The 13,251-nt window shown below is 35.3% G+C and carries 11 protein-coding genes; 9 read left to right on the top strand and 2 right to left on the bottom strand.

The window, feature by feature from the left end; all coding sequences use genetic code 11:
• Positions 1 to 514: 514 nt before the first annotated feature.
• Positions 515 to 874, bottom strand: coding sequence for a helix-turn-helix domain-containing protein (locus ACFINW_RS06690; protein ID WP_375613566.1), 360 nt, complete (start codon positions 872 to 874; stop codon positions 515 to 517).
• Between the two features lie 1,194 nt (positions 875 to 2,068).
• On the opposite strand from ACFINW_RS06690, the gene ACFINW_RS06695 reads away from it, so the two are divergent.
• Both ACFINW_RS06695 and ACFINW_RS06700 read left to right on the top strand, forming a co-directional pair.
• Positions 2,069 to 2,914 (top strand): TIGR01459 family HAD-type hydrolase, encoded by an 846-nt coding sequence (locus tag ACFINW_RS06695; RefSeq protein WP_375612197.1) that lies wholly within the window; start codon positions 2,069 to 2,071, stop codon positions 2,912 to 2,914.
• On the top strand, positions 2,914 to 3,915 hold the full coding sequence (locus tag ACFINW_RS06700; RefSeq protein WP_375640963.1) for a bifunctional riboflavin kinase/FAD synthetase: 1,002 nt from the start codon (positions 2,914 to 2,916) through the stop codon (positions 3,913 to 3,915). The genes ACFINW_RS06695 and ACFINW_RS06700 overlap by 1 nt, the downstream gene beginning before the upstream one ends.
• A 2,116-nt stretch (positions 3,916 to 6,031) precedes the next feature.
• Here ACFINW_RS06700 and ACFINW_RS06705 read toward each other — a convergent pair.
• Positions 6,032 to 6,361 carry a TIGR01244 family sulfur transferase gene (locus tag ACFINW_RS06705; RefSeq protein WP_375610590.1) on the bottom strand — a complete coding sequence of 110 codons (330 nt, stop codon included), beginning with the start codon at positions 6,359 to 6,361 and terminating at the stop codon, positions 6,032 to 6,034.
• A gap of 997 nt (positions 6,362 to 7,358) precedes the next feature.
• Here ACFINW_RS06705 and parA point away from each other — a divergent pair.
• The 7 genes from parA (at position 7,359) to ACFINW_RS06740 (ending at position 10,800) form a co-directional block, all read left to right on the top strand.
• Positions 7,359 to 7,988 (top strand): ParA family partition ATPase, encoded by a 630-nt coding sequence (gene parA, locus ACFINW_RS06710; protein ID WP_375613562.1) that lies wholly within the window; start codon positions 7,359 to 7,361, stop codon positions 7,986 to 7,988.
• Positions 7,985 to 8,215 (top strand): plasmid partition protein ParG, encoded by a 231-nt coding sequence (locus ACFINW_RS06715; protein WP_375613561.1) that lies wholly within the window; start codon positions 7,985 to 7,987, stop codon positions 8,213 to 8,215. Before parA ends, ACFINW_RS06715 begins: the two co-directional genes overlap by 4 nt.
• A gap of 1,087 nt (positions 8,216 to 9,302) precedes the next feature.
• Entirely contained in the window at positions 9,303 to 9,590 is a 288-nt protein-coding gene (locus ACFINW_RS06720) for an EexN family lipoprotein (RefSeq protein ID WP_375621541.1), read from the top strand.
• A 189-nt stretch (positions 9,591 to 9,779) separates the two neighbouring features.
• Positions 9,780 to 10,046: an EexN family lipoprotein gene (locus ACFINW_RS06725; RefSeq protein ID WP_375640962.1), complete on the top strand. Its 267-nt coding sequence runs from the start codon at positions 9,780 to 9,782 to the stop codon at positions 10,044 to 10,046.
• Positions 10,047 to 10,049: 3 nt separating this feature from the next.
• Positions 10,050 to 10,262: an EexN family lipoprotein gene (locus ACFINW_RS06730; protein ID WP_375621543.1), complete on the top strand. Its 213-nt coding sequence runs from the start codon at positions 10,050 to 10,052 to the stop codon at positions 10,260 to 10,262.
• 46 nt (positions 10,263 to 10,308) lie between these two features.
• Positions 10,309 to 10,578: an EexN family lipoprotein gene (locus tag ACFINW_RS06735; RefSeq protein WP_375621544.1), complete on the top strand. Its 270-nt coding sequence runs from the start codon at positions 10,309 to 10,311 to the stop codon at positions 10,576 to 10,578.
• 3 nt (positions 10,579 to 10,581) lie between these two features.
• Complete coding sequence (locus tag ACFINW_RS06740; protein ID WP_375621545.1) at positions 10,582 to 10,800, top strand: EexN family lipoprotein; 219 nt, start codon at positions 10,582 to 10,584, stop codon at positions 10,798 to 10,800.
• The last annotated feature ends 2,451 nt before the right edge of the window (positions 10,801 to 13,251 follow it).

Raw genomic sequence — 13,251 nt, forward strand, 5'->3', positions numbered from 1 at the left:
TCTGGATTCTCATTCAACATGTAAAATAATAAATTATCTTTATAAATCAATGTGTTGCCTTATGATAGAGTTGGTGTAGCATTGAGATTTTAGAGGGAAAATATGCCTTTAAGACTTTATAACAGATACTAAGTTTTTAATAGCAGGTATATTAAATGTACATCATTTAAAATAAATAGAGCGTCCATAGCGAAAAGGGGGCCACTCTTTAAATACAGATAAATACTTATTCTGTTGTACTGTAAAACGCTATTGTTTGCGGGTGTGGTGATATAAGACATAAAACTTTATACATGGGGTGTTTTGATAAGAGAGTGTGATGAATATTCAAGGGAGGGTTTGTTTATATAATTTTGTGAAAGGAACCATATGAAATGGGAAGCTGAGAAGGAGCTATTTTTGAAAAGGCGGATCGTTTATCAACCGGTTTGAGGAGGGGGGCATCCTTTTGGGGTGTGGGGAGAAAGACAAGAATAGGGTGTGTAGCACTTTATAGCTATGCTTTTAAAGCGTTTTAATTTTGATCACAAATTAAGTTTAAAATCGCTTTCTGCTTGACAGATGTGAGGACTCTAAAACTTTTTAAAAGCAAATATTCCTCTTTGCTCGAGGCGATTTCATCATAATGGTACGGGGTGTTGTCTTTTTTGATGATATCAGTGTAAAAAAAGGCAAGTGGAACATTCAAAATATCGGAAATTTCCTTTAAACGTCCTGCGCTCACGCGATTTAAGCCTTTTTCATATTTCTGGATTTGTTGGAAAGTGACACCTAAATGATGTCCTAATGTTTTTTGAGACATTTTTAGCACTTTTCGCCTAAAGCGAATTTTTTTGCCTACAAAAAGATCAATATTAAGATTTTGAGCTTGCATTTTCCCCCTCCAAGTGCGAGCGCCCTCGCATTGGTATTCCGGGAGCTTGAAAACACTGAACCCTAGTCAGCATTTTGCTTTTAGTGCTTGGAGCACCTGGACATAGCAAAATCTCCCGGAATTCCGGGATACCCACATAGTGGGTTTATTTTTACGCTAGGGTTTCGGGTTTTCAAGACCCCTTTTGATCGTTGCGTATGCGATCAAAACATTTTTCGATTCATAAAGTAATTTTAGGAGATTGGCAATAAAAATAGTTTTTCTTGAGACGGATAGATTTTTTAAAATAGGAGGTTGTTTGCCTTTCAAAGTTTTAAGGTTTGCTTACTCAACTCATGACATCAGATATGCATTTTACGAAGGTAAATCTTGGTTTTTAAGCTCAAGTCACCGCTTACGGTGCTGTCCTTAACCAATAATCAAAATGACTTGTTTTGATGCGTCTGAGATATCATGATGATAGGGGAAAGCTTTTATGAGTAAAGAGCCCTCATGCAAAATAAACTCAAAACATTATAGATCTTATTGTTGTATATTCACATGTTTGTTTTAGAAGATATTTCTCAATGTTAGCGCCTATTTTACAATGGTGCTTCGTAAAGTATATAGCGTAAAAGCCTCTATGAATGGGATAAAAGCTATATTGCTATCTTTACTGAAAAAAAGATGCTCGGACGGCACATACTCTCTGCCAGTTCAAAATATTACGACAGTTTTTGCCTTTGAAAGGGAGCCTAAGAGCTATTTTTTCTTTCTTCACGTGTTTTTATCTGTACGCTCTCCGTTTATAATGTGTAAGTCAATAGGTTTTGATTGATTCAATATAAACGGATTTGAAATGAGAAAATATATTGGGCTTTCTCATGATGCATGTTTTTAAGAGGGGGATATGTTTATTTTCTCAGTGAAGAATTTGAGTATTTTAGATAAAAAACTCTATCAACGTCGTTGTTGTTAGAATTAAAATTTTTATGAGAAAAATAGCATTGGGGAATGATAAGCTTTTGCTATCAAGCATTTTAGAATTTTGCACAACTTAATGATAACTTAGTTATTTTATCATTTCTTATGATCTCTATAGACGATAAAAAGTTGGGATATGGTTTGAGAAAGCAGATGACACAAGTATTATCTTTCGGTAAGTAGTTTTGAAGTAAAAGACAGCTTTAAATGACAAATAGAGATAGGTGCTCCATGAATGAACTTACCCATATTGAGACTATTATAGCGCATTATGATGCTGTTTTTTGTGATGTGTGGGGTGTTGTGCATAACGGTGTACATGCATTTGAACCAGCGTTGAAGGCGTTGTATAAAATCCGACAAATGGGAAAAACTGTCATTTTATTAACTAATTCTCCTCGGCTACGGGAAGATGTTGCTGCTCAATTACAAAGCATGAATGTTCATAGCGACTATTATGATGCCATTATCACTTCAGGGGATGTAACGCGCGATCTCATTCAGACTGCTCCACGTAAAGTTTTTTTCATTGGTTCACAACGTGATTTGGTGCTGTTTGAAGGGTTAGAGTGTGAATTTGTTGAAGAATGGGAGGCTTCTGTTGTCGTCTGTAGCGGTTTTCTTGAAGATTTTGACGAAGAACCCTCTGCTTATGAGGAGATGTTTCGTCGCATGCGGTCGCGGAATTTACCTTTTATTTGTGCGAACCCAGATGTGATTGTCCATTATGGAAATAAAGAATTTTGGTGCGCTGGTGCATTGGCTCGTCTTTATCAACAATTAGGGGGGGAAGTGCGCATTGCTGGAAAACCTCACGCGCCTATTTATGAATGTGCCTTTGAAAAACTTCAAAAAATACGGGGAACAGTAGAAAAAAGTCAAGTTTTAGCTATTGGTGATGGTCTTTTAACGGATATTAAGGGGGCGGCTCACTTTGGTCTTGATGCCCTTTATATTATGGGGGGGATTCATCATTATGATTATACGCAAAAGGGTGTGGTTGATAAGCAAGCTTTGCATTCTTTTCTTGAACATCATGGTTATAAACCACAAGCAATCATGTGGGCACTTCAGTAATGACTAATTTTTTGCGTCTTCAGGGAATTCATATGTTTCCCTCGGCTTGGCGGGGAGCAGTGTTGGCACTTGGAAATTTTGATGGTGTTCATTGTGGGCATCAGGTGGTGTTGCAAAAAGCACTTGATTTCGCGCGTATAAAAAAGAAACCATCTGTTGTTTTAACTTTTGAACCCCATCCAAGAAGTTTTTTTCAACATTCAGCTCCTGTCTATCGTTTGACAGAGGCAGCTGAAAAAGCTGAAATTTTTAAAACCCTTGGTTTTGACGGCGTGATTGAACAGCCCTTTGATGCACAGTTTGCCGCTCTTTCAGCGGACGAATTTATTAAGTCGTTTTTAAAGGAAGTTTTTGATGTTTCAGTTGTGGTGACAGGCGAAAATTTTCAATTTGGTCATCAGAAAAGTGGAAATGTACATCTTCTTTGCCAAAGAGGAGAGAAATATGGATTTGAGGTTGTGCAAGTTTCTTGCGTTGCTCGTCCTCAAGAGTCACAATCTTTGATCATTTCCTCGAGTTTTATTCGGCAACTTCTCTCACAAGGGGAAGTGGACAAAGCAGCCCATTTGTTAGGGTATCACTATCGGATACGCTCCAATATTATTCAAGGTGAAAAACTTGGACGTCTTTTGGGATTTCCTACCGCTAATCAAATGTTGCCTCCCCAAGTTCGTTTGGCTCATGGTGTTTATGCGGTACGTTTGCGTCGTGCGAACGGTGTTTTGTATGATGGTGTTGCAAGCTTTGGTTGTCGTCCAACGGTTGTTAAGGATGGGGCGCCCCTTTTGGAAACCTATTTGTTTGACTTTAACGACGACCTTTATGGGGAAAGCTGTACCGTTTCTTTTTTCCAGTTTTTGCGAGGACAAGAAAAATTTGATGGACTTGAACCTTTGATTGTGCAAATGCATCGTGATGAAAAAAAAGCAAAAGAAGTTTTAAAGACAGTACAACCATTATCAACGTTGGATAGGCTGCTTACTTTTAAAAATATGTCCTAAACTGATCTGAAAAAGAGAGAAGAGCTGTAAAAATAGCACTTAAAGTGATTATAATCACAAAGATATATTCCAAAACATCGTGGAATATATGTTTTTTCCGTTGTTGAGAGGGAGAATCGAATATCTGAAGATCTGATTTTGGCATCATTTTTTTCAAAGTTAACGTTATGGTTTTTGTTGTCATTCAAAACTTTACTGCTTGTTTCTTTCTGATCCGTTAAAACTCGTCATAAAAGATGCAGTAAAGAATAAGCAACCAGCCTATTTAGCAATAATAGACGTGAAGAAGGAGAAAGGCTGTTTTTAAAATTTCTTGCGATTTTAAGCTTATAGTTTGATAAAATTTAATTGATGACTTTTTTTATTTTAAAAGGTTATTGTTTCTTCTTTCTAATTTGGCTTATTATGTCATTTATGCCGTATCATCGTTTATGATGAGAGTTGGTTCGTGTAACCTTACGCATGTGATATTTTGTATTATGTAATGAATATTTTTACAAAAGTTTTGTTTGTCGAGTCTTGTGAAGAAGATCAGTGGTTAGCAGCAGTTTTCGTGCTGACCAATCACGTAAACGAGAATGAAGCTGCTGGAAAATGCTTTAAGTCTCCTTTCTCTTGTATATTGTGATGGGGAATGCATATTAAGGAGACTGCGATTGATTGCAGATAAAAAGAAATCATTGCGAGAAAGCAGGTGTATTGTTTCAAAATTTCTAATGCTTTTGATGGATAAAGGCACAATTTTGTTGTCGTAACACGTCAATCTTTCAGATTTTCAAGTTAAAAACTATCCATATATTTCCTTTGTCTTTCACAAATGTAACGCCTATAATGCAAAGGAAAGACAGTCTTGTAAGGATATGAAAACACAAAGCCAATAATGTTTTGTTGTTTTTTGATAGAAATATTGGATAAAAGTTGGGACATCTTTCCAATCTATGTTCGCTCTATTCGTGACTGTATCGTATTGTTTTTCTCATAAAACTTTTGCTTTAGTGTTCCTCAACGCGAGCAGTATGTTTGAGACGAAGATTAAAGCGCTTTAATGCTCTCTCTGCTGTTACAGCTTTTGTATACTAGATGAGGAGAGCCCTATTGCATTATCCATTTGCGTAATCTCTGAAACCGGTTTACAGCCTTATTGGTGAAAAATATGAAGTTATAAAGGAGAAAATCAGTCCAGATGACAGTCTTTTTTACATTCGGGTTTGCCACTTTCAAAAGGGTCCAGAGCAATATCTCTTAAATCATGAAAATAACAGTTTCAGGTTGTTCTTGTTCTTTGAATAGGATATCACGCCCTACAGGTAAAATAAAATGCTGGAATATCCTTGTGTTGCTAATTTATGCACTTCTTTTAAAGAAATATCTTTCAACGCTTCCCATATTCATTTTCATGATGACATTCATGAATGGTATCTTGAAAGCTTCGTTGAGGGCTATCATCTTTATGCCTAATAAAAGAGCAATCCGACACCATCCGTTATATTGACAAGCCTTTAGTGTTGTACAGTCTAGGCTATTTGAGAGCGCTTATGAGAGTTTTTTCTTAACTCGTTTTATTTCACACGAACACTTCCTGCTTGTGACATGCAAGAAACACGCTTTTGATTGCTTCACTATAAATAGGCTTGAGAGAATCTTACGGTATTAGGATTTATCATTCAACGTGCAAAATAATTAATTGTTATAAATCAATATGTTGTAGTTAACCATAGATTATGGCTTACGACTTTTTTTATAAAATACTCTGCACGCCTTTTATTCGGAATATAGGGTTTTCTTAGTGGTTTTACTGTCATTTTAGGTGTCTGTGGCGTACGAATGAGTTCGTATTGGTAAAGGAAGAGAAAAAGAAGGTGGAGCAGTGATAAAAAGTGAGGTGAAAATAATTTTCTTTGATCATCATATGAATTTTCATGCATTTTTATGGCTTCGGGTGTGCATGCTTGTTGTATATTGAGGAGCAAAGCTTGCTCATAGAGTTTTATGAAATGTGAAGCCTGAGTGGAAAGGTGCAAGACAAAGATTATTGACTGATTATTTTTTTATAGATCGATGTATATTTAAGAATCTTCGTCTTTTAAGGCGAGGCGGAAGTGTGCAACCCCTCTGTTTAAAGACGCGCTAAACGATAAAGATGCAGCGAGCGTGATCCGTGATGACAATAGGCAAGAAGAGGCAGAGAGGCTGTTTTTAAAATTGTTTGCATGGCTTCAACAGCTGACTTTTCTATAGTTGGAGGAGAAATGGGAATGTGATAGGCTTTTATGCCATATTCATTTGCGACCGTTTTAATGCTAGAAAAGTCAGGTTGATGGAGCTCTTCGTGATCGGGGCGGTTACAGATAATTGTTTTAAAACCAGCTTGTGCCAATGTTTTGATATTTTCTATGCTAAGTTGGGCGCTGATAAAAATATCAGGTTCAATTTGTTGTAAATTCATTTTTATTTATTCTCAATTGCACGATCTTCACGATACCCTCTGGTCTAATATATAGAAAGAACATAATGAAGGTAAGTTTTTCAGTGGCATCTTAACAAAAATATTCTTTTTGTCGAGAAGATCTATTTGGGAAAAATGAGCTGTAAGATGCAAAATATCTCATTCCGCAACATGTTCGTTATGCGATCTTATAAAAGACGGATGTTTGGTCTTTATGGATAATCTATAGTGTTTACTCAGCATAGACATTTCATTGTGTTGTTTGTTTACGCGCTTGCTAGAGGTACCCTTATTTCTCTTAAGCCCATTTTACTCTGTCGAGCGTCAAAGAGTATAAAATTCATGGATCACCACCCTTTTTACGCTTATGAAGAAGGAAGTCGGTACCATTGTTATATTTGCCAACCTCCAATATTGTAATAGTTCTTGGTACTTGGAGATTCTGCATAAGAAGCATTTTAAATCCTTTCTTGTACAGTTTTTACCCACACGCCAGCCCTGATTGTACGTACAAGAGATATGATTTTGATTAATTTAATATAAGAGGCATGAAATGAGAGAATCTTCCTGATTTCGGCTCTCTCATTCAACGTGCAAAACAATGAATTCTCCTTATAGTTTGTTGTATATTCAGAGTGGAGCTTGTTTGTAGAGTTGCATTAAGTGGATTGCATGAAGGGAGAATCCCAAAAGGCCGGTGCAAAATAAGAAGCTGGATCATTTACAGCGCATTGTTTACAGATCGACATGGAATTAAGAAACTTCGTTTTAGGGTGGGGGGGAAGAAGAGCATGCCTCTTTTAAATTTATTTTGTTATTTTCAAGAATATCATCTTCATAATGTTTTGCTCATGTTAAAGAATATTATAAAAAATTGCGGGCTATTGTTATTTATCCTGAAAATGGGAGAAATGGTTATTTTGCACGTATTGGATGCTTGTTTCTTTTATTACTTTCAGTATAATCGTAAAAACGATAATACTGAAAGGCGTAATGGATGATCATTGGACTTTTGAATCAAAAGGGAGGTGTCGGAAAAACGACGTTGAGTGTTAATCTTGCTGCCAGTTTTGCACGTACTGGTACACGGGTATTGCTTATTGATGTTGACCCACAGGGAAGCGCATTGGATTGGGCTGCTGTACGTGAAGATGCTCCTTTGTTTTCAGTTATTGGTTTACCGCGTGCAACGGTTCACAAAGAGATTACACAGATTGGTCATGGTTATGATCATATTATTATCGATGGTCCTCCGCGTGTGACGGATCTTGCTCGTAGTGCTCTTATGGCTTCGGATTTGGTGCTTATCCCTGTTTTGCCTAGTCCCTATGATATTTGGGCAGCGGATGGAATTGTAAAGCTGATTGATGAAGCACGCGTTTATAAAGAGAATCTCAAATCTGCTTTTGTTATTAATCGTAAAATCGTCAATACAGCGATAGGGCGCGATGTGAACGAAGCTCTTGGCATATACCCTGTGCATGTTCTTTCTTCTAGTGTTGCGCAGCGCGTGATTTTTGCAGAAGCAGCAGCACAGGGGAAGGCCGTTTATGAAGTTGATAAGCAAGGACCCGCAGCGGCAGAGATTGAAGCGGTTGCAGCGGAAATCAAGGAGTTAGCACGATGAGTAAAAAAATTAAAATTGGCACAAAACCAACCAATAAATCAATTCCTTTAACAGCGGATGCATGGATAGGAAGCCACAAAGGGAGCATGAGTGGAGGTATGAAGCGCCTCACGATTGATATACCAGAAAGTTTGCATCGGTTGATTAAGGTCAGTTGTGCAAGTCGTGGAACTAAAATAGCTGATGAGGTCCGCGAATTGCTTTCACAAAAATACGGAAAAGTGTAAAAAATGATACGATAATTTCATTGGTTTGAGTTCTTTTTCTAGAGATGATATCGATTGTTTTTATACGAAGTTAATAATAAAAGTGCTCTTCTTTTTTCACGATGGTTGCTTCATTCAAGTTGTTTTTCATAAGGTTCTGTATCATCGCATGAAAGAGCTATGAGTTTGCGAAAAATTCTCCGTTTCAAACTTTTCCCTATAAATGTGATAATCATCATACTACTTGTGATCTTATCCGCTAGATGAGTAGATAAGTTTATTCTTCCATAAAAATTATCTTGATAATGATTTTAAACATCAGGTTATTTTTGTTTATTGTACTTAATACATGCGTCAATAATGTAATTAAGAGTAGCGTTGATTATTTTTTTCTGTTATGCAGTAATCCGTTTTATTAAATTATATTCATGTTTATAAAGGGGGGGGATAAAAATAAGTAAAATTTACTGATATTGACGCGCTATAATTTTTCCTAATAAACAAAAGAATTCATTGAGCATATTATAGACAATATTTCTTACATTTATATGATTTTATAGTCTTAAATAGTTAATGCCAGCTGTAATGGTACGCAAGGCAATAGGCTTTTTTCTTCAATTGGAATGTATAAGATTGCTTTTTTAGCATTTCTATTGGCTTTTAAAAAGTGCAGGGGACTTAAAGCTTTCTTTCTTTTCCGGTGGTTTAGAAATGATAAGAGCGCAATTAGTTGACTAAAAGCTGTATTCTTTCGTTTGCAGGGAATTTGCAATGGGTATAGGCATGACGAATTTGGGGTAAGAAATCGTGCTGCTTCTCGTTACCAAGAGGTTCTTGAAGGAAAAAAAATGATTAAAAAGCTTTTTGAGAATGTCAAGATATCAGAATTTTTGCTGAAGTTTTAACACTTCAAATACAAAGAGCTGCCGTGCAGATAATGTTACAAATGCAAGTCTGATAAATGAAAGCGGCTCTCATGATTTAACATGTTTGCGTTGAAAATGTGCGTATTTGCAAAGGAAAATTAGACGCAAGGTCACAATATAGGAGGGGATGTGAACCCAAAGATATTGTTAATAAAATATAAAACAAAGAGAGGGGTTAAATCATGAACAAGATCATTATAACAGCGCTGCTGCTTTGCGTGGGACTTGTCGTTTCTGGTTGTGAAAAAACTTATAGCGTAGCAGAGTTTAAGAAAGATAAAAAATTGATGCAAGAATGGGGAAAGAAATGCGATAAAATGGGCCCCTCTGCTTTTGAAACCAAGAATTGTCAAAATGTCATGCAAGCCGATATGGAACTTTTTCAAGAGCATTATAGAAATCTTGCAAAGGAACTTCGTGAAAGTAGCAAAAAGGGGAATGAAACTGAAAAAAAGCAGGATAACAATTAAATCATAAAAAATATATTGATAGCGGTATTTTTCTTTGTACGCGATTTATCATCATAGGTTGGGAAAAATCGCGTACAGAAGTAGATTTTTAAATTTTTGAAAATGCACAATGAACCGAATGTACAATTTTAATCGGGTGCTAAATTGTGTCCTAAACTTTGTAAATTTGAAAAAAGGGGAATTTTATTGATGAATAAAGCCATTATAACAGCGCTGCTGCTTTGCGTGGGACTTGTCGTTTCTGGTTGTGAAAAAACTTATAGCGTAGCGGAATTTAAGAAAGATCCCAAATTACTCAATCAGTGGTTAGAGAAATGTTTTATTGCAGGAAGTTTTGATTCAAAAAATTGTAAAAACGCAGAACAAGCTGAATTAGAGACACGTAAAAAATGGGGAATTTTTGGCTCTGGAAAGGACGACCAAGAAAAAACTGAAGATAAAAAGGAAGGGAATTAAATTATGAATAAAGTCATTATTACAGCATTGCTGCTTTGTACTGGACTTGCTGTTACTGGTTGTGAAAAAACTTATAGTGTAAAAGAATTTAAAACAAATGAAAAATTATACGAGGAATGGGCAAAGAAATGTGAGAACGATGATTCACCGCTCAAATCCTCTCAAAATTGTAAAAACCTTCGACAAGCATATGTAGAACTTTTTTTAAGGCCCTAAATTGTGTCCTAAACTTTGTAAATTTGAAAAAAGGGGAATTTTATTGATGAATAAAGCCATTATTACAGCATTGCTGGTTTGTACTGGACTTGTCGTTGCTGGTTGTGAAAAAACTTATAGCGTAGCGGAATTTAAGAAGGATCCCAAATTACTCGAGCAATGGGCAATGAAATGCATGATATCAGAGGATTTAGATTCTCAAAATTGTAAAAATGCAGATAAAGCGTATCGTGAAGTTCATGCCCGAGATTGGCCTGGTTCAAGCTTTGTACATGATGACGAGAAAAAAACTGAAGAGAAAAAGGAAGGGAATTAAATCATGAATAAAGTTATTATTACAGCATTGCTGCTTTGTACTGGACTTGTCGTTGCTGGTTGCGAAAAAAACTACAGCGTAGCGGAATTTAAGAAAGATAAAATATTACTTGAAGAGTGGGCAAAAAAATGTGAAAAGCTGGATCAATCTTCTATGGAGAAATCTAAAAATTGCCAACATGCCAGACAAGCATATATGGAACTTATGTTTGGCATTAATTAAAAACATACAGTTCAATAAATAAGGAATTGTTTAGTTCTTGATTCTATTGCGTTTTTAGGCTCTCTCTAACTTTTAGAGAGTCTTTTTATGGCTTCAAGAATTAGTTGTTTACGATCAGTACTCTTTGTGTAAACGTATGCTATACTGTCATTTGTTCAGCCCAAAAGTGCTTTCAATTGTAGATAGTATTGCCTCCCAATGAGTTGTTACGTGTTACTGCTAATTTTTTAATGTTTTGGTTATATGTATTTAAAATATGAGATTAAATCTATCTTTGGGGTGTTTTTTTGCCTTTATCACAAATAAATGTTTCATCACACTAAGATCGTCTTTAAGTGTTGCGGCTAATTTCGGAAAAATTAGGAGGAAACATTTGTTTGGAAATTACTTTCTCTGTTTTAATAAAGAGAAAAACATTCAGAATAGAATTATTATCGTTTCATACTCAAATGTTTTTCTCAAACTATTTTTAAAAAATTTCTTTTGATTTGAGAATATTATAACATTAGTTAAGTTGTGAGACAGTTTTGCTAGGACGGTTTTGCTGGATGTGTGAGGAATTGAGCGCTCTCCACATCTTTTCATTTTTCTCCTCTCTTTTCTGAGTTTACAAGGGTTTTCCTTGTTATTTTTTTATCTTAATTGTGTTGTGATATTATCATGTTGAGCGGTGGAGCGCATATAAAACTTTACGTATGAGGTGTTTTTTGTTCTCGAGTGTGTGATGAATGTTTTTCTGAATAACACTTTGATTTATAAAAATAATTTAATTATTTTATGTTGAATAAGGATCTCGAATAACGTAAGCTTCTCTTATTCCAAATCTGTTCTCGGTTGAATTAATTAAAACCATCTTCTTGCATGGTACAAGCGGGGAGAGCCGTGTGGATAAAAACTGTTGAAGAAAGACGTAAAAATGCCTCTTATGAATTATCTCAAGTGCTAAAGGTTTGTTGGCAACATTTGGGGCTGAAAAAGTGTGTGATGCTGCTGGTTTATTCTTTCATAAGGGTAAAGATGGTGTTCAATAGATTTATCATAAGCTTCATGAAATATTATTCTTTAGAGTTGTGATATGCCCTGAAGGGGGGAACTTACTCAATAAGGAGACAAATTATTTACAGATCGGATCTGATAGAAAATTTCGTTTTTTAAGCTGGGAGTGAAGTTGAGATTCAAGATAGCGTGAAAAGACGGACACTGATGGTTAAAAATGCATATAAAAAGCAGAGTTTATACTCAAATAGTTGCAAGCCATGTTTGAAATTAGGTGTGTGGTTTATCTGTAGAATTAAAATTCTGCTTTGCTCTTATGTGAAATTAAGATGCTCATTTGCACAGATTATAAAAAGCCAAGAGAGTATGCTTAGTATATTTCTATTACGAGAACTAAAATAACAACAAAAGTATTGATGGTGATAATCAAGGTTGAATAAAGCATAGCGGCTTTTACGAGATCAGCCATAAAAACCTCTTTCTGTTCTTTTTGAGGTGATTTTATGAATAACAATATGTTACAATCTGTAATATATGCTGATACAACATATTCGGCAAGCTTAAAATCGTTCCTTTTTTTATAAAAGCTTAAGGAGTTGGAGTATTGTGAATCCTAAAAAAGAAAGCTTTAAAAAGACTATTGATTGATTTTGTAAGTTTTGTGTTGCTGGAAACTTTTTTATCCTGTTATGCTATAAAGCACTGTCATTTATAACGGTAATATAAGACATATAAGTTTTCTTGGAACGTTTAAGTATTTTTTAGTGTACGATGAATATTCGTAGGTTTATTTGTTGAGCTTTTCGTTTAAGTGAATCAGATGAGGGGAAAGTTAGGAGAAGATCGTTTGACAAAAATTCGGACTGCGTACAGAGCCGATTGAGTTAAGATCTTAGTCCTTTAAGGTGAGCGGCGGAAGATAAAAATGTTTTCTGATCGTTTATCTCATAGCAAGATTGGTTAATGCTGCTCTAATGGGGCATGTTTTGCACAAAAGTAAAGAACGCTCCAAACGAAATATACTTATGTTGTATATTAGTATATTTGTATTGCATATTTATGTACTTGTTTTAAAGAAATATCTCTTAACGCACACGAAAGACATTTTACGATGACATTCGTAAATGTTATAACGGTAAATGTGAATAGTATAACAGTAAAGCTCTCGTGAAATAATATAAACTTTGAATAATATAAAAATCTATAAAATGCTATCATCTTTATACTTATGAAAGAGCAAGTCACAATCATCGTAGGCTTGCTTCCAATGTTTATTATAGTTCTTGGCATTTGCTAAGGTTCATGAGAAGTCTTTTTCTTTCAGCGTATTTTATCAACATATCAGAGCGTTGTTTGTGATGTGCAAGCAAGTGATTTTAATTTATTCAACATGGAATATATTTGAAATGTGATGATTATGAAAGAGAAGAGCTGCATTTAAAAGGTTGAAAACGA

This window comes from Bartonella sp. AA18HLJMS, assembly GCF_042197245.1.
Taxonomy (GTDB): domain Bacteria; phylum Pseudomonadota; class Alphaproteobacteria; order Rhizobiales; family Rhizobiaceae; genus Bartonella.